The 15,800-nt window shown below is 74.6% G+C and carries 15 protein-coding genes and 1 pseudogene; 9 read left to right on the top strand and 7 right to left on the bottom strand.

The genetic code is table 11. The annotated features are described in order from the left end of the window. Window positions 1–38 precede the first annotated feature (38 nt). The 4 genes and pseudogenes from ABZ565_RS17140 (at window position 39) to ABZ565_RS17125 (ending at window position 3,617) form a co-directional block, all read left to right on the top strand. On the top strand, window positions 39–1,487 hold the full coding sequence (locus tag ABZ565_RS17140) for a PLP-dependent aminotransferase family protein (protein ID WP_361026721.1): 1,449 nt from the start codon (window positions 39–41) through the stop codon (window positions 1,485–1,487). A 55-nt stretch (window positions 1,488–1,542) separates the two neighbouring features. Then, a pseudogene (locus ABZ565_RS17135) lies at window positions 1,543–1,809 on the top strand (SWIM zinc finger family protein); the annotation flags it as partial. Window positions 1,810–1,837: 28 nt separating this feature from the next. Further along, window positions 1,838–2,050 (top strand): hypothetical protein, encoded by a 213-nt coding sequence (locus ABZ565_RS17130; RefSeq protein ID WP_361027016.1) that lies wholly within the window; start codon window positions 1,838–1,840, stop codon window positions 2,048–2,050. 154 nt (window positions 2,051–2,204) lie between these two features. Continuing rightward, a complete protein-coding gene (locus tag ABZ565_RS17125; RefSeq protein WP_361026718.1) occupies window positions 2,205–3,617 on the top strand; it encodes a GNAT family N-acetyltransferase in 1,413 nt (470 codons plus the stop codon). Here ABZ565_RS17125 and ABZ565_RS17120 read toward each other — a convergent pair. Next, on the bottom strand, window positions 3,544–4,791 hold the full coding sequence (locus ABZ565_RS17120; RefSeq protein ID WP_361026715.1) for a PLP-dependent transferase: 1,248 nt from the start codon (window positions 4,789–4,791) through the stop codon (window positions 3,544–3,546). The genes ABZ565_RS17125 and ABZ565_RS17120 overlap by 74 nt on opposite strands. A gap of 59 nt (window positions 4,792–4,850) precedes the next feature. Between ABZ565_RS17120 and ABZ565_RS17115 the strand changes: the two genes are divergently transcribed. Then, complete coding sequence (locus ABZ565_RS17115) at window positions 4,851–5,369, top strand: Lrp/AsnC family transcriptional regulator (protein WP_361026712.1); 519 nt, start codon at window positions 4,851–4,853, stop codon at window positions 5,367–5,369. Window positions 5,370–5,407: 38 nt separating this feature from the next. Continuing rightward, window positions 5,408–7,093 (top strand): DUF885 domain-containing protein, encoded by a 1,686-nt coding sequence (locus ABZ565_RS17110; protein WP_361026710.1) that lies wholly within the window; start codon window positions 5,408–5,410, stop codon window positions 7,091–7,093. A 45-nt stretch (window positions 7,094–7,138) separates the two neighbouring features. Here ABZ565_RS17110 and ABZ565_RS17105 read toward each other — a convergent pair whose 3' ends face one another. After that, on the bottom strand, window positions 7,139–7,627 hold the full coding sequence (locus ABZ565_RS17105; protein ID WP_361026707.1) for a rhodanese-like domain-containing protein: 489 nt from the start codon (window positions 7,625–7,627) through the stop codon (window positions 7,139–7,141). Between the two features lie 93 nt (window positions 7,628–7,720). Between ABZ565_RS17105 and ABZ565_RS17100 the strand changes: the two genes are divergently transcribed. Continuing rightward, complete coding sequence (locus ABZ565_RS17100) at window positions 7,721–8,167, top strand: Lrp/AsnC family transcriptional regulator (RefSeq protein ID WP_361026704.1); 447 nt, start codon at window positions 7,721–7,723, stop codon at window positions 8,165–8,167. Here the strand turns inward: ABZ565_RS17100 and ABZ565_RS17095 are convergent. The 3 genes from ABZ565_RS17095 to ABZ565_RS17085 form a co-directional block, all read right to left on the bottom strand. Then, window positions 8,157–11,255, bottom strand: coding sequence for an SMC family ATPase (locus ABZ565_RS17095; RefSeq protein ID WP_361026701.1), 3,099 nt, complete (start codon window positions 11,253–11,255; stop codon window positions 8,157–8,159). The two genes, ABZ565_RS17100 and ABZ565_RS17095, sit on opposite strands and share 11 nt — an antisense overlap. Continuing rightward, window positions 11,252–12,418 carry an exonuclease SbcCD subunit D gene (locus ABZ565_RS17090; RefSeq protein WP_361026698.1) on the bottom strand — a complete coding sequence of 389 codons (1,167 nt, stop codon included), beginning with the start codon at window positions 12,416–12,418 and terminating at the stop codon, window positions 11,252–11,254. The genes ABZ565_RS17095 and ABZ565_RS17090 overlap by 4 nt, the downstream gene beginning before the upstream one ends. A 134-nt stretch (window positions 12,419–12,552) precedes the next feature. Continuing rightward, entirely contained in the window at window positions 12,553–13,179 is a 627-nt protein-coding gene (locus ABZ565_RS17085) for a YigZ family protein (RefSeq protein WP_361026695.1), read from the bottom strand. 59 nt (window positions 13,180–13,238) lie between these two features. Here ABZ565_RS17085 and ABZ565_RS17080 point away from each other — a divergent pair, with 59 nt between their 5' ends. Continuing rightward, window positions 13,239–13,649, top strand: coding sequence for a CoA-binding protein (locus ABZ565_RS17080; RefSeq protein ID WP_361026692.1), 411 nt, complete (start codon window positions 13,239–13,241; stop codon window positions 13,647–13,649). Here the strand turns inward: ABZ565_RS17080 and ABZ565_RS17075 are convergent. Both ABZ565_RS17075 and ABZ565_RS17070 read right to left on the bottom strand, forming a co-directional pair. Next, window positions 13,646–14,218, bottom strand: a complete 573-nt coding sequence (locus ABZ565_RS17075) for a YbaK/EbsC family protein (RefSeq protein ID WP_361026689.1) — start codon at window positions 14,216–14,218, stop codon at window positions 13,646–13,648. The two genes, ABZ565_RS17080 and ABZ565_RS17075, sit on opposite strands and share 4 nt — an antisense overlap. 43 nt (window positions 14,219–14,261) lie before the next feature. After that, on the bottom strand, window positions 14,262–14,834 hold the full coding sequence (locus ABZ565_RS17070) for an XRE family transcriptional regulator (protein WP_361026686.1): 573 nt from the start codon (window positions 14,832–14,834) through the stop codon (window positions 14,262–14,264). Between the two features lie 92 nt (window positions 14,835–14,926). Here ABZ565_RS17070 and ABZ565_RS17065 point away from each other — a divergent pair, with 92 nt between their 5' ends. Beyond that, window positions 14,927–15,793, top strand: a complete 867-nt coding sequence (locus tag ABZ565_RS17065) for an EamA family transporter (RefSeq protein WP_361026683.1) — start codon at window positions 14,927–14,929, stop codon at window positions 15,791–15,793. Window positions 15,794–15,800 lie beyond the last annotated feature (7 nt).

The raw sequence follows: 15,800 nt of genomic DNA, 5'->3' as shown, positions 1-15,800 counted from the left end.
GCTAGGGAGCGCGGTGGCTCGGTTTAAGGTCCACTTCCATGACAGCTTCGGGGACCAATCCGCCCTCCGGCGGCAGCGGCGATGGCCGTGAATCCGTCTCGACGGCCTGGGAGTTGCTGCTTCCGGTGGCGTCGGCTCCGGCGCGCGGCCGAGGCCGGGCGCTCCAGTCGGCGCTGCGCGAGGCGGTCCGCTCCGGCCGCCTGGCGCCGGGGACGCGGCTGCCGTCCAGCCGTGAGCTGGCCGCCGATCTGGGGGTGTCGCGCGGTCTGGTGACCGAGGCGTACGAGCAGCTGACGGCGGAGAGCTATCTGCGCAGCGGGCGTGGTGCGGGGACGTGGGTGAGCGGGTCGGCGCGGGCGGCGGCGGGCGGTGCGCGGGACCTGGCGCCGCGCGCCCGGGGGGTGCGGGTCGACTTCCGGCCCGGGACGCCCGATCTCTCCCTCTTCCCGCGCAGCGCCTGGGCCGCCGCCCACCGCTCGGTGCTCGGACGGCTGCCGCACGGCGCGCTCGGCTATCCGGACCCGCGCGGTCTGCCGGAGCTGCGTGTCGCCCTGGCCGCGCTGCTGACGCGCCGGCGCGGGGTGGTCGCCGATCCGGAACGGCTGCTGGTGTGTTCCGGGGTCGCGCAGGCGACGACGCTGCTCGGGTTCGTCCTGCACGGACGCGGGGTGCGGACGGTCGGGGTGGAGGACCCGGGCAGTCCCGAGCACACGGCGCTCTTCGCCTCCGCCGGGGTGGCGACCACCATGGTCCCGTTGGACGACGAGGGCCTGGCCCTTGAGCCGCTGAAACGTTCCGGGGTGCGGGCCGTGGTGACGACGCCGGCCCACCAGTTCCCGACCGGAGTGGCCTACTCCGCGGCGCGTCGCAGCCGTCTCCTGGAGTGGGCGCGCGCGACGGACGGGCTGCTGGTCGAGGACGACTACGACGGTGACTTCCGGTACGACCGGGCCCCCGTGGGCGCCCTCCAGGGCCTCGATCCGGAACGCGTGGCGTACACCGGGTCGGTCAGCAAGTCGCTGGCTCCCGGGCTGCGTCTGGGCTGGCTGATCGCGCCCGCGTCGATGACCGCCGAGCTCGTGGAGCGGAAGCGGATGATGGACCTCGGCAACCCGTCCCTCGAACAGGCGGTGCTCGCCGACTTCGTGAGCGGTGGGGGCTACGACCGCCAGCTGCGGCGCTGTCAGCGCGCGTACCGGGAGCGGCGCGACGTGCTCACGCGTGCCCTGGCCGAGCACATCCCGGGCTCGGAGGTGAGCGGTGTCGCGGCGGGGCTGCACGCCATCGCGCGGCTCCCCGGACGCTGGGGTCCGGAGGAGGAGTTCGCCGGGCGCGCGGCGGGTTCCGGGGTCGCCGTACGGCTGCTGCGCGAGTACGGGACGGAGCGGCCGGCGGACGACTGCGTACGCCTCGTGCTCGGTTACGCCCATCTGGCGCCGGCCGACATCGTGCGCGGGGTGCACGCGCTGGCCGGACTTGTTCGATAGGGCTGCTGACCTGTGGTGATGACTGATTGTCAGTGGGGGGTTCTACGGTTTCTCCATGCCCCGAACCGTGCAGGCCCTGGCCGACTCACGTCCCTCCGTCCTGGCCTCCTCGCGGGCCGGGCGGTCGCTCGGCCTGGAGACGGCCGGTGGCTCCACACCCCACGGCGCCGAGGCGCACCCCCGGTTCTTCTCGGGGTTCCTTGCCGCGCCGCACATAGCGGCGCGGGGGCTGCTCGCCGTCGCGGACGTCGCCGCCGCGCGCTACTACCAGCGGACCTTGCCGTCCTCCCTGGACCCGGTGGTGACGGGCAACGGGGACCGGGGCGTACGGGACGGCCCTGTCCGTCCTGGTGCCGGTGCTGCCCGCGTTGCTGGCCCGGGAACGGGCGCCCCGGGGGCTGAGCGATCTGCTCGCCGTGGCGGCGGAGTGCGCGGAGCACAGTGGGCCGCCGAAGACCGGGCCGGTCCCGGGGCTCGCGGAGACCGCCGCGCGCGGCGGGACGTGTCAGCTCGCGCGGCAGGCAATACGCCTGGAGACCGCCAGCCGGACGGCGACCGGCTGAGGCCCCGGTGCGGCGCGCGCCCGCTCCCCGGGGAGGCCCTTCGAAACACACGGCCAACGCCTTCGAAACCGACGGCAGGAGGCCCGGTCGCCCTTTAACCCATCGGTCACAAAGCGTTCGTGATCAGGCAACACGGTGCGGTCACAGTGGGTTCATGACTGATGTGACATCCGCGAAGAGTGCCCACCGCCCCCACCACTGGCGGCGGGACGTGATCGAACTGGCCGCGCTGTTCACGGCGGTGGCGGTCGCCGACGCGATCGCCAACCTAATCGGGCACCAGCCGGACGGCCCCTACCTGCTCGTGGCCTCGGCCGTGGCGCTGACCGCGACGGCCGCCTTCCACACCTGGTGGGCGCGGCGCCACAGCCACGCTCCGCCCCCGCCCGACGCCACGGGCACGGAGACGGGCGTGGCCCCGGAGGCGCACGCGGTCGACGTGGAAGCCACGCCCGCCGCCCCCGGCGAGACCGTGCTGTGGCGGATGCGGACGACGGTGCGGGACGTTCCGGGCAGCCTGGCCGCGCTGTGCACGGTGCTGGCCCGGTACGGCATCGACATCCTCACGCTCCAGACGCACCCGCTGGCGCGGGGCACCGTCGACGAGTTCCTGCTGAGGGTGCCCGCCTCCCTGCCGGCCCGGGAGCTGTCCCGCGCGGTCGCCGCCGCCGGAGGCAGCTCCACCTGGACGGAGCGGGCCGACGCCCACGATCTGGTGGACGCGCCGACGCGGGTGCTCGGCCTCGCCACCCGTACCGCCCTGGACGCCGCCGAACTCCCCCTCGCCCTGCGCCAGCTGCTCGGCCGGTGCACGATCCACTCGCTGCCCGCCGTGTCGGTCACCGGACGCGCCACCGGCGAGACCGCCCCGGTCGAAGGGGTGCTGGAGGAGACGGTGATGCGGCTGCGCGACCCGTCGGGCGGTGTCATCACCGTGGAGCGGCCCTATCTGCCGTTCACGCCCACGGAGTTCGCCCGGGCCCGTGCGCTGGTGGAGCTCGACGCCCGGCTCGGCCCCCGGGTGCCGCGCGGCGAGCAGGTGCTCCGGCTGCCCGAGGGTGACGAGATCACCGTGCGCCGGGCGGACCGCGCCGATCTCGACGCGGCCGTGGAGATGCACGGACGGTGCTCCGAGCAGACCCTGCGGCTGCGCTACCACGGGCCGGTCCGGGACGCCGACCGCTATCTGGACCACCTGCTGAGCCCGCGCTTCGGCCGCACCCTCGCCGTGCAGACGGCCTCCGGGCGGCTGGTCGCCCTCGGCCATCTGCTGTGGGACGGCGACGAGACCGAGGTGGCCCTCCTGGTGGAGGACGAGTGGCAGCGGCGCGGGATCGGCTCCGAGCTGCTCGCCCGCCTCGTGGCGCTGGCCGTCGAGGCCGGCTGCGAGAACGTCTACGCCGTCACCCAGGCCTCGAACACCGGCATGGTCGCCGCCATGCGCTCGCTCTCGCTGCCGCTCGACTACCAGATCGAGGAGGGCACCCTCGTGATCACCGCACGCCTTGCGGCGCCCCCGGCACGTTCCCTGCCGCAGTCGCCGCCGTACGAGCGAGCCGAGCGCTGATCCCACCGAGTACGGGCGCCGCGCCGCCCAGCGCCCGGCACAGGTCGGCCCACAGGTCCTCGACGTCCTCCAGGCCCACCGACATGCGCAGCAGCCGGTCGCCGACGCCGGAGGAGTGCCGGTCCGTCTCGTCCACGATGCGGTGGCTGATGGAGGCCGGATGCTGGATCAGGGTGTCGACGCTGCCGAGGCTGACGGCGGGGGTGATCAGCCGCACCCCGGCGATCACCTGGTGCGGGTCCCCGTACACCTCGAACGAGACCATCGCGCCGCCGATCTCCGGGTAGTGCACGCGGGCCACGCGGGGGTCGGCGGAGAGCCGGCGGGCGAGTTCGGCGGCGCTCGCGGAGGCGGCCCGGACCCGCACCGGCAGGGTGGACAGACCGCGCAGCAGCAGATAGCCGGCCATCGGGTGCAGGACCCCGCCGGTGGCGAAGCGCACCTGGCGCAGCACGGCGGCGAACTCCTCGTCGCACGCGACGACTCCACCCATCACGTCGCCGTGCCCGCCCAGGTACTTCGTCGCACTGTGCAGCACGATCCGGGCACCGAGTTCGACGGGGCGCTGGAGGACGGGCGTCGCGAAGGTGTTGTCGACCAGCAACGGCACTGAACCGCAGGAGTGGGCGACGGCCCGGATGTCCACCTCGGCCAGGGTCGGGTTGGCCGGGGTCTCCACGATCACCAGGCCCGTGTCGGGCCGGATCGCCTCCGATATGCCCGCCGGGTCCGTCCACGTCACCTCGGTGCCCAGCAGCCCGGCGCCGAGCAGGTGGTCGCTGCACCCGTACAGCGGCCGCACGGCCACCACATGGCGCAGCCCCGCGCCGGCGCGGGCCAGCAGGACAGCGGTCAGCGCGGCCATGCCGCTGGCGAACGCCACCGCGCTCGCGGTGCCCTCCAGCCGGGCCAGTGCCGTTTCGAAGCGGCCGGTGGTGGGGTTGTCGAGCCGGGCGTAGACCGGCGGGCCGTCCGGGCGGGCCCCGGTGGTGGCGAACGCATCGATCCGCTCGGCCTCGGCGCGGGAGTCGTACGAGGGGTAGGTGGTCGACAGGTCGATCGGTGCGGCGTGCAGGCCGAGGGCTGCGAGGTCGTCGCGTCCGGCGTGCACGGCTTCGGTGGCGAGTGCCCGGGACGGGGTGGCCGAGGGCGGCAGCACGGATTCGTTGTCCATGCGCGCACTCTGAACGCTCACCGGAAGATGCGGCCCAAAACCCGTGCTACGTTCGCCGAATGACTGATTCCGTCGCTCTCGACACGGTGGATCTCCACATTCTGCGGCTGTTGCAGAACGACGCCCGGACCACGTACCGGGAGTTGGCGGCCGAGGTCGGCGTGGCTCCCTCGACGTGCCTGGACCGGGTGGCGCGGCTGCGCCGCACCGGTGTCATCCTCGGGCACCAGCTGCGGCTGGATCCGGCCAGGCTGGGCCGGGGGCTGGAGGCGCTGCTCTCCGTACAGGTGCGGCCGCACCGGCGGGAGCTCATCGGGCCGTTCGTGGAGCGGATCAGGTCGCTGCCGGAGTCCCGGGCCCTGTTCCATCTGACCGGCCCCGACGACTACCTGGTGCACGTGGCGGTGGCGGACACGGCGGATCTGCAGCGGCTCGTGCTGGACGAGTTCACCTCGCGGCGCGAAGTGGCCCGGGTGGAGACGCGGTTGATCTTCCAGCAGTGGGAGTGCGGACCGCTGCTCCCGCCTGCGCCGGGGGCGGCCGGACCGGTCCCCGGTCAGGTCCGTCCTGCCGGTTGATAGTGACGTGAGGGCCCTCCCCGTACGAGGATGTCCACATGTCAGACTCTTCCAGCAGCGCACTGCCGCGCCAGATCGCCGACGCCTACGTCGACGCCTTCATCGAACTCGACCCGATCTCCGGCACCTACCTCGGTGTCGCGGCGAGCTCGCGCCGCCTTCCCGACTTCTCCCCCGCCGGCCAGGAACAGCTGGCCGCGCTGGCCCGGGACACGCTCGCCCGGCTGGACCGCGCGGAGCAGCTGCCCGGGGCCGCCGAGGACGCCGAGCGCCGCTGCGGCCGGCTGCTGCGGGAGCGTCTGACGGCCGAACTCGCCGTCCACGAGGCGGACGAGGCGCTGCGGGCCGTCTCCAATCTGCACTCCCCGGCGCACTCGATCCGTGAGGTGTTCACGGTGACGCCGACCGAGACGGACGAGGACTGGGCGGCCGTCGTGGAGCGGCTGCGGGCCGTCCCGGCTGCGCTCGCCGGCTACCAGGAGTCCCTGGCGCTCGGCCTGGAGCGCAAGCTGTACGGCGGTCCGCGCGCCACCGCCACGTTCGTGGGCCAGCTCGACGAGTGGGTCGGGGACGGGACGAGGGGCTTCTTCCAGGACTTCGTCGCGAAGGGCCCGGACGCCCTGCGCGCGGACCTGGACGCGGCCGCCGCGCAGGCCGCCGGGGCCCTGGACGAGCTGCGGCACTGGATGCGCGAGGTGTACGCGCCGGCGATCGAGGGCGAGCCGGACACGGTGGGCCGTGAGCGGTACGCCCGCTGGTCGCGCTACTTCAACGGCACCGACCTGGATCTGGACGAGGCGTACGCGTACGGCTGGTCCGAATACCACCGGCTGCTCGCCGAGATGAAGGCCGAGGCCGAGAAGGTGCTGCCGGGGGCGGGCCCCTGGGAGGCGCTGGCCCATCTCGATGTGCACGGCAAGCACATCGAGGGCGTGGACGAGGTCCAGGCATGGCTCCAGGGCCTGATGGACGAGGCGATCGACGCGCTGGACGGGACGCACTTCGAGCTGGCCGAGCGGGTCCGCCGGGTGGAGTCGCGGATCGCCCCGCCCGGCGGCGCCGCCGCCCCGTACTACACGGGCCCCTCCGAGGACTTCTCGCGGCCCGGCCGCACCTGGCTGCCGACCATGGGCGAGACCCGCTTCCCGGTGTACGACCTGGTGTCCACCTGGTACCACGAGGGCGTTCCCGGCCACCACCTCCAGCTCGCCCAGTGGGCGCACGTGGCGGAGAGCCTGTCGCGCTACCAGGCGTCGATCGGCATCGTCAGCGCGAACGCCGAGGGCTGGGCGCTGTACGCGGAGCGGCTGATGGACGAGCTGGGCTTCCTGCCCGACGCGGAGCGCCGGCTCGGTTATCTGGACGCGCAGATGATGCGCGCCTGCCGGGTGATCGTGGACATCGGCATGCATGTGGGTCTGGAGATCCCGGCCGACTCGCCGTTCCACCCGGGCGAGCGGTGGACGCCGGAGCTGGCGCAGGAGTTCTTCGGCAACCACAGCGGCCGGCCCGCCGACTTCGTGGAGAGCGAGCTGACCCGCTACCTCTCGATGCCGGGCCAGGCCATCGGCTACAAGCTGGGCGAGCGCGCCTGGCTGCTGGGCCGGGAGAACGCGCGGGCGGCCCGTGGGGACGCCTTCGATCTCAAGGCATGGCACATGGCGGCCCTGTCCCAGGGCCCGCTGGGTCTGGACGACCTGGTGGACGAGCTGTCGAAGCTCTGACCGCGTGCGGCCGGCCCCGGGGCGCCACCGCCGGGGCGGCCGTCGTCAGCAGCCGCAGTCCTCCGTGCCGGCCGGGGCGGTCAGCGGGTCGGCCGCGCGCTTGCCTTCGCCCTCCCAGGTCTCGTACGGGAATCCTTCGCGCGCCCAGTACTCGAAGCCGCCGAGCATCTCCTTGACCCGGTAGCCGAGCCGCGCCAGGGCGAGGGCGGCGCGGGTGGCGCCGTTGCACCCGGGGCCCCAGCAGTACGTGACCACCGGTACGGCCGGGTCGAGGAGCCGGGGTGCCTGCGCGGCGATGAGTGCCGTCGGCAGGTGCAGGGCGCCCGGGATGTGCCCCTGGTCCCAGGACTCCGTGGACCGGGAGTCGAGCAGGACGAAGCCGGGGTCTCCCCCGGCGGCCAGGGCGGCCGCGACGTCCGAGACGTCGGCGTGGAAGGCGAGCGAGGCTCCGAAGTAGGCGACGGCGTCGGCCGGTTCGGCGGGCGCGACGCTCAGGACGGGGTGGGCGGCGAGGGCGCCGGGCTGGGGTGTCATGCCTGAAAATCTATGATCGGCGCTCCCGGTCCGGAAGGCGAGATCCCCGGCGCTGGTCTTGATCTGCCGGGGATTCCACGGTTCGCTATCGGTATGAGCGACTATTCCCCGGACGCCACCGACTGGCGCATTCTCGACGTGCTGCAACGCGAGGGCCGCGCCTCGTTCGCGGAGCTGGCGCGGGCGGTGGCCATGTCGCCCAGCGCCGTGACCGAGCGGGTCCGCCGGCTGGAGGAGGCCGGGATCATCAGCGGTTACGCGGCCGTGGTCGATCCGGAACGGCTCGGGCTGCCGATCCTCGCCTTCGTACGGCTGCGGTATCCGAACGGCAACTACAAGCCGTTCCACGATCTGCTGGAGACCACGCCGGAGATCGTGGAGGCCCATCACGTCACCGGCGACGACTGCTTCGTGCTCAAGGTGACGGCTCGCTCGATGAGCCATCTGGAGACCGTCTCCGGAAAGATCGGCGCGCTCGGCTCCGTCACCACCAGCGTCGTCTACTCCTCGCCGCTGCCGGGGCGGCCGATCAGCCGCTGAGCCCGTCCGCCGCCGCCCGCAGCCGCACGGCCGACCCGTGCCGCTCCTTCACCACCTCCAGCTGGGCGGGGATGCGGCGGCGCAGGTCCGCGACATGGCTGACGATGCCGACGCTGCGGTCCCGTTCGCGCAGCGAGTCGAGTACGTCGAGCACTTCGTCCAGCGTCTGGTCGTCCAGGCTGCCGAACCCCTCGTCGATGAACAGGGTGTCGAGCCGTACGCCTCCGGCCTCGTCGGTCACGACGTCGGCGAGGCCGAGCGCCAGGGCGAGCGAGGCGAAGAACGTCTCGCCGCCGGAGAGCGTGGCGGTGTCGCGCTCGCGGCCGGTCCAGGCGTCGATGACGTGCAGGCCGAGCCCGGCCCTGCGGCCGCCGGTGCGGGCGTCGGAGTGGACGAGCTGGTAGCGGCCCGAGGACATCCGCTGCAACCGGGCGGTGGCCGCCGCCGCGACCTGTTCCAGCCGGGCCGCGAGCACGTACGACTCCAGCCGCATCTTGCGCGCGTTGTCCGCCGAGGTGCCGGCGGTGAGCCCGGCGAGCCGGGCGACGCGTTCGTACTCCTCGCGCACCGGCCCCAGCGCGCGCACCTCGTCCGCCACGCGGCGGGAGAGCCTGGCGAGTTCGGCGCGGCGTTCCCGCGCCGCGCCGAGGCCGGCCGCGGCTTCGCGCAGCGCGCGCTCGGCCCGGTCGAAGCGCTCGCGGGCCGCTTCCGGGGCGGCGGGCGGGCAGTGTGCGGCGTCCCGGGCGTCCGCCTCGGCGAGCCGGTCGGCGACGGCCGCGGCCTCGGCCTGCCAGGCGTCGATCCGGTGCTGGAGCGTACGCTGCGCCGCGTCGTCCAGCAGGGTCGCGGCGGCGGCCTCCGGCGTCTCGAACCCGGCCCGGAACGCGGCGTCCGCGAGCCGGTCGTCGGCCTCCTTCAGCCGTGCCGCCGCGCTCTCCTCCTCACGCACCGCCCCGGCCGCCCCGGCGAGCAGGGCGACCCGCCGCTGAAGTACGGCGGCGTGCTCGGCGACGCTCGGGTACCCCCCGCGCGCCCGGTCCAGCACCGCGTCGATGTCCGCCTGCTCCCGGTCCAGCGACTCCCGCCGCGAGGTCCGCGCGGCGCCCCGCTGCCCGACCAGCTGCCGTTCCTCGGCCCGCCTCCGCTGCTCCCGCTCGGCCCCGGCCAGCGCCTCCCTGGCGGAGTGCGCACCGGCGGCCAGGCGGTACGCCTCGGCGTGCGCGGCGGCGAGACCGTCCACCAGGCCGGTGAGGTCGGCGACGGAGGGGGCGTCGGCCGACCCGCCCCCGGCCCCCTCGGCGCCGGCTCGCGCGGAGGCGGCCGGCTCGGCAACCGTTCCCCCGTCACCGGGGGCCCCCGCCGCCTCCGCGCGAGCCGTCGCGTGGCGTTCGCGTACCAGCGCCAGGGCCTGCTCGGCCGTCGCGCGGGCCCGCTCCGCGTCGCGGTGGGCGCGTTCGGCGGTTTCCTCCGCCACGCGGTCCACGTGTCCGTCGCCGGGACGGGCCGGGGCCGGATGGTCCGTCGCGCCGCAGACCGCGCAGGGCGCGCCGTCCGCCAGCTGTGCGGCGAGTTCGGCCGCGATGTCGCGCAGACGGCGTTCGCGCAGGTCGAGCCAGCGCTCGTGGGCGCCGGCGGCGTATTCACGGGCGTCGGTCAGCGCTTGCCCGGCGGTGGCCGCCTCGGCGGCCAGCGCGTCGCGGCGGCGGGCAGCGTCCAGGCGGCGGCGGGCCGGGTCGAGGCGGCGGGCCAGGAGTTCGGTGCGGGTGGCGGCTTCGAGGGCCGCGTCCAGGCGGGCCTGGAGGTCCAGCCGGGTGGTCTCCCAGCCGGCGAGCCAGTCCTCGGCGTCGCGGACCAGTTCCTCGTCGGCCCGGGCCTGCCGGTCCAGGGCGGCACGCTCGTCGGCGATCTCGGTGGCCCGCTGTTCGGCGCGCCGGGCGGATTCGAGGCCGCCCAGGTCCTCGCGGAGCCGGTGCTCCAGCGCGGCCAGCTGTTCGGCGCCCGCGTCGGCCAGGGTCTCGGGCAGCCGGCTCCGGGCGCGGTCCCGCTCCTCGCGGGCCCCCCGGTACGCCCGCTCCGCCGCCTCGCGCAGCTCCAGCGCGGGGGCGACGAGGTCCGCCTTGCGGGCGCGGGCGAGGCGGTCCCGCGCGTCCTCGTGGGCGGCGCGGCCGGCCTCCACGGCGTCCGCGCGGTGCCGGGTCTCGGCGTACCGCTGCTGGAGCGCGGCGAGCTCCCGTTCGGCGTCCAGGGCGATGCGGGCGGCGGCGTGCCGGCGCTCCGCCGTGGCCAGGACCGACGCGGCGATGTCGAGCCGTTCCCCGGCACCGCTGCGGGCGGTCGCCGCCCAGCCGAGGACCGCGTCCGCGAGACCGGGGTCGCCGGGCTGGACGTCCGGCAGCGGGCACTCGTGGGCGGCCGGCCCGGCGGCCTGGGCGATGCGCTGGGCGAGCGCGAGGATCTGGTCGTCACCGGCCTTGACCTGGGCCTCGGCCGTCCGGCGCAGTTCGGCGAGGCGCTCCTCGACGGCCGCGAAGCGCCGGGTGTCGAAGAGCCGGCCGAGGAGCCGGCCGCGCGCCTCCGCGTCGGCGCGCAGGAAGCGTGCGAAATCGCCCTGGGGCAGGAGGACCACCTGGCAGAACTGCTCGCGGCTCATGCCGACGAGCTGGGTGATCTCCTCGCCGATCTCCTGGTGCGACCGGCTGAGCGCCCGCCAGCCGTCCTCGGGGTCGTACTCGCGGAGCCGGCTCTGGGCCTTCTCCGTGGTGTGGCCGCCGCCGCGCTTCTTGGGGCGGGGCTGGGCGGGGCGCCGGGTGATCTCCAGGCGGCGCCCGCCGACGGTGAGGTCGAGCAGCACCTCGGTGGGCAGGTCCGCGGGCGCGTGGTCGCTGCGCAGCGAGGTGCCGGGGCTCTGCCGGGCGCCAGGGACCGCCCCGTACAGGGCGTAGCAGACGGCGTCCAGGACGGAGGTCTTGCCGGCTCCGGTCGGTCCGTGGAGCAGGAAGAGCCCGGCGGTGGAGAGCGCGTCGAAGTCGATCTCCTGGGTGGCGCCGAAGGGGCCGAACGCGGTGACGCGGAGGGTGTGGAGCCTCACCGGTTCACCTCGCGTACGCCGTCGTCCACCCGGACGTGGTCGAAGGCGCCCCGCAGCACCGCACGCTCCTGCTCGTCGGTCCCCGCACCGCCGCGCACATGGGCCACGAAGTCCTCCGCGATGGTCTGGTCGTCGCGGCCGCGCAGGCGGCGGGCGTACGAGAGGTCGGGGTCGTCGGGGGCGCGGTCCGGTTCGAAGACGAGGGCGAGGGTGTGCGGGAAGCGCTCGGCGAGCCGGGCCATGGGGTCGGCGGGGCGGACCGGGTCGGTGAGGGTGGCTTCCACCCAGGCGTCCTCGTGGCGGTCGAGCGCCGGGTCGTCGAGCAGCTCGTCCAGCCGGCCGCGCAGGCGGGCGAGGCGGCGGGGCACCGGGCAGTCGATCCGTTCGCCGGTGACCGCCCCGGAGGCGTCCAGCTCGATGAGCCACATGGTCTTGCGGTGGGTCGCCTCGGAGAACGAGTAGGCCAGCGGGGAGCCGGAGTACCGGACCCGGTCGGTGACGGCCTGGCAGCCGTGGAGGTGGCCGAGCGCCACGTAGTCGACGCCGTCGAAGACCCCGGCCGGGACCGCGGCGACGCCGCCGACAGTGATGTCGCGCTCGCTGTCACTGGGCTCGCCGCCGGCGACGAAGGCGTGGGCGAGGACGACGGACCGGGTGGCGTCCGGGCGAGCGGCGAGGTCGGCGCGGACGCGGTCCATGGCGGCGGTCAGCACGGCCTCGTGCCCGGCGCGCTCGGCCTTGAGGACGTCCTTGACCAGGGCGGGTTCCAGGTACGGCAGCCCGTAGAACGCGACGTCGCCGTGCGCGTCGGGGATGACGACGGGCGTCGCGCAGTGCGCGGGGTCGGTGCGCAGGTGGATGCCGGCCCGGCCGATGAGCCCGGCGCCGACGCCGAGGCGGCGTGCCGAGTCGTGATTTCCGGAGATCATCACGGTCGGCACCCCGGCGGCGGCGAGCCGGTGCAGGGCGGAGTCGAAGAGTTCCACCGCGCTGAGCGGGGGCACCGCCCTGTCGTACACGTCACCCGCCACGACGACGACGTCGACCGCGTGCTCGGCGACGGCGGCGACCAGGTGGTCGAGGTAGGCGGCCTGGGCGTCGAGCAGGGGGACCCGGTGGAACGACCGGCCGAGGTGCCAGTCCGATGTGTGCAGAATCCTCAAGTCCCGGCTCCGGTCCGCATGCGCTTCCTCCGCCCCTGTGCCCTCACGCCCCACAGTCTCCCATCCCGCCGGGGAGCCACGGCCGCATCCGGAAAGTCCCGCCCGGCCCGCGACGCGCGGCAGGACCCTCCCCGTCACGCGTCGTCGTACGCCTCGCCGCCCAGCTCCATCCGCGCCTCGCCCGCCGTCGCGTCGGCCAGCCAGCGGCGGAACGCTTCGACGTCTGCGTCCGGCAGCGCGATCTCGATGGTGACGTCGGCCGCGTACCGGACCTCGCGCACCGTCCGTCCGGTGGCGCGCAGTTCGTTCTCCAGCCTGCCCGCCCGCTGGTGGCCGACGGTGACCGTCGCGAGCCGGAAGCGGCGCCGGGTGCGGGTGCCGAGTGCGTCGAGGGCTTCGCCGACCACTCCCCCGTACGCCCTGATGAGCCCGCCGGCGCCCAGCTTCACACCGCCGTAGTAGCGGGTGACGACGGCGACGGCGTAGCAGACCTCGCGGCGCGTGAGCATCTGGAGCATGGGGACGCCGGCGGTGCCGCCGGGCTCGCCGTCGTCGCTCGCCTTCTGTACGGAGGCGTCGGCGCCGATCACGTACGCGTAGCAGTTGTGCGTGGCGGTCGGGTGCTCCCTGCGGACGCGGGCGATGAACTCCTGCGCCTCCTCCTCGGTGGCCGCGGGGGCGAGCGCGCAGATGAAGCGGGACCGGTTGATCTCGCTCTCGTGCACACCCGCGCGGGCGACGGTCCGGTACTCCTCCTGCATCCCGCCACCCTATGCGTACCTGCGGGAATGGCCTGGGCGGGCCGCCGGTTGTGCGGTGCATGTACGCAGACACGGAGACGATCCGCAGGATCCTGGAAGACACCGGCGACACCTGGGCGGTGGTGGGGCTGTCCAACAACCGCTCGCGCGCGGCCTACGGGGTCGCCGAAGTGCTTCAGCGCTTCGGCAAGCGCGTGGTCCCGGTGCACCCGAAGGCCGAGCGGGTGCACGGTGAGGAGGGGTACGCCTCGCTGGCGGACATCCCGTTCCCGGTGGACGTGGTGGACGTCTTCGTCAACAGCGACCTGGCGGGCGCGGTGGCCGACGAGGCGGTCGCCAGGGGCGCCCGGGCCGTGTGGTTCCAGCTCGGCGTGGTGGACGAGCGGGCGTACGAGCGCACCCGGGCGGCCGGCCTGGACATGGTCATGGACCGCTGCCCCGCCATCGAGATCCCGAGGCTCGGCGCCTAGGAGGCGTCCGGGGCGCGGACCCCGAGCCCTTCGAGGACCACCGCGCCCGGCAGGGCGCCCAGCGCCTTCCCGGTCACGATCAGCTTGCCCCGGCGCGAGCCGCTGCCGATCAGGACCCACTCCTCGTCCACGACGGCGGAGTCGATGAGCAGCGGCCAGGCGGCGGGGAGCCCGATGGGCGTGATGCCGCCGTACTCCATGCCGGTCTCGCCGACCGCCGTGTCCATCGAGGCGAAGCGCGCCTTGCGCAGGCCGAGGTGCTTGCGGGCGACGCCGTTCACATCGACGCGCGAGTGCGACAGGACGAGGCAGGCGGCGAGGGTGACGTCGGCGCCGCGCTTGCCGGAGAGGACGACGCAGTTCGCCGAGTGCTCCAGCAGGTCCGCCCCGTGGTGGGCGACGAAGGCCGCGGTGTCGGCGATCTCCGGGGCGGTGTCCACGTGCAGGACCTGGTCGGGGGTGATGCCGCCCCAGCCCATGCGCACCGCCTGGGCCACCGGGGCGGTGAGGAGGTCCTGACGGTCGACGGCGGGGCCGGCATTCTCGAAGGTGCCGATGGGTGCGCGCATGCGCGTCACGCTAACAGCGCCGCACACCGGGGTGTGAGGCGTCTCATCTGGCGGGCGGAATGCTGACGGCCATGGTGAGTTCGACCGGTTCGGTGCCCTCGTTGCGGTAGGCGTGCGGGTGGTGTGCCTCGAAAGTGGCGGAGGAGCCGGCGTCCACCGCGTAGGGGGTGTCGGCGACGACGAGCGTGAGGGTGCCGGCGGTGACGTGGAGCAGTTCCACCGTGCCCTCGGGGTGCGGGTCGGACCGGCTGCCGTCGCCGGGCATCAGCCGCCAGGACCAGAGTTCGAGGGGCCCCCGCGCCTCCGTTCCGACCAGGAGCGTGGTGGCGCTGCCCGCCTCGGTGGACCAGAGGCGCACGGCCTGGTCGGCGGGGACCAGGCGGACCGGGGAGCCCTGTTCGTAGTCGAGCAGCGTGGTGATGCTCACGCCGAGCGCGTCGGCCAGCTTGACCGTGGTGCCGACGCTCGGGTTGGTGCGGGCCTGCTCGATCTGGATGATCATCCCGCGGCTGACTCCGGCGCGGGCCGCCAACTGGTCCAGGGTGAAGCCGCGTTCACCGCGCCAGCGCTTGAGATTCCGCGCGAGGGACTGGGTCAGCTGATCGAGGTCAGTCACATTCCGTCCAATATTCTGTAAGACGTGGTGCAGCATCCTGTACTACGGTGCGGTGTACCCGACCGTTCGCCGCACTGTACTGCGAGGCCCCCATGACCGCGTTGTTCGCCCTGGCCACCAGCCTCCTGTGGGGGCTGGCCGACTTCGGGGGCGGCCTGCTGACCCGGCGTACGCCCGCGCTGACCGTGGTCGTGGTCTCGCAGATCATCGCGGCGGCGGTGCTGGGCGTGATCGTGATCGCCACGGGCGGCTGGGGCGGGGCGGGGCCCCGGCTCTGGTACGCGGTCGCCGCGGGGGTCGTCGGACCGGTGGCGATGCTCTGCTTCTACCAGGCACTCGCACTCGGCCCGATGGGCGTGGTCTCTCCGCTCGGCTCGCTGGGAGTCGCCGTACCGGTGGGCATCGGACTGATCGCCGGGGAGCGCCCGGATCTCCTCCAGGGCGCCGGAGTCGCGGTCGCCGTCGCGGGCATCGTGATGGCGGGCGGCCCGCAGCTGCGCGGGGCGCCGGTGCAGCGGCGGGCGGTCCTGCTGACGCTGGTGGCGGCCTTCGGCTTCGGGGCCGTGATGTCGCTGATCGCCGAGGCGTCGACCACGGTGACCGGGCTGTTCCTCGCCCTGTTCGTGCAGCGCGTCACCAACGTGGCGGTGGGCGGCGGGGCGCTGTACGTCTCGGTGCGGCGCGGCGGCCGGGCGCTGCCCGAGGACGGCGGCGCGGCGGCGGTCCGGGCGGCGCTGCCGGCGCTGGCGTTCGTCGGGCTCGCGGACGTGGCCGCGAACGGCACGTACTCCATGGCCGCCCAGTACGGCCCGGTCACCGTGGCCGCCGTGCTGGCCTCGCTCTACCCGGTGGTGACGGCCCTGGCCGCGCGCGGGTTCCTGAAGGAGCGGCTGCGGGGCGTGCAGGCGGCGGGTGCGGGGCTGGCCCTGGTGGGCACGGTGCTGCTCGCGACGGGGTAGGCAGGCG

Source organism: Streptomyces sp. NPDC016469 (genome assembly GCF_040632905.1).
In the GTDB taxonomy this organism is placed as follows: domain Bacteria; phylum Actinomycetota; class Actinomycetes; order Streptomycetales; family Streptomycetaceae; genus Streptomyces.
This window is presented reverse-complemented; position numbering and strand designations above follow the sequence as displayed.

Excerpts from the sequence above, each read along its gene's own strand:
- ABZ565_RS17105 (WP_361026707.1), bottom strand. The coding sequence starts at position 7,627 with ATGACACCCCAGCCCGGCGCCCTCGCCGCCCACCCCGTCCTGAGCGTC.
- ABZ565_RS17075 (WP_361026689.1), bottom strand. The coding sequence starts at position 14,218 with ATGCGCGCACCCATCGGCACCTTCGAGAATGCCGGCCCCGCCGTCGAC.
- ABZ565_RS17085 (WP_361026695.1), bottom strand. The coding sequence starts at position 13,179 with ATGCAGGAGGAGTACCGGACCGTCGCCCGCGCGGGTGTGCACGAGAGC.
- ABZ565_RS17140 (WP_361026721.1), top strand. The coding sequence starts at position 39 with ATGACAGCTTCGGGGACCAATCCGCCCTCCGGCGGCAGCGGCGATGGC.
- ABZ565_RS17100 (WP_361026704.1), top strand. The coding sequence starts at position 7,721 with ATGAGCGACTATTCCCCGGACGCCACCGACTGGCGCATTCTCGACGTG.
- ABZ565_RS17110 (WP_361026710.1), top strand. The coding sequence starts at position 5,408 with ATGTCAGACTCTTCCAGCAGCGCACTGCCGCGCCAGATCGCCGACGCC.
- ABZ565_RS17125 (WP_361026718.1), top strand. The coding sequence starts at position 2,205 with ATGACTGATGTGACATCCGCGAAGAGTGCCCACCGCCCCCACCACTGG.
- ABZ565_RS17120 (WP_361026715.1), bottom strand. The coding sequence starts at position 4,791 with ATGGACAACGAATCCGTGCTGCCGCCCTCGGCCACCCCGTCCCGGGCA.
- ABZ565_RS17065 (WP_361026683.1), top strand. The coding sequence starts at position 14,927 with ATGACCGCGTTGTTCGCCCTGGCCACCAGCCTCCTGTGGGGGCTGGCC.
- ABZ565_RS17115 (WP_361026712.1), top strand. The coding sequence starts at position 4,851 with ATGACTGATTCCGTCGCTCTCGACACGGTGGATCTCCACATTCTGCGG.
- ABZ565_RS17080 (WP_361026692.1), top strand. The coding sequence starts at position 13,239 with ATGTACGCAGACACGGAGACGATCCGCAGGATCCTGGAAGACACCGGC.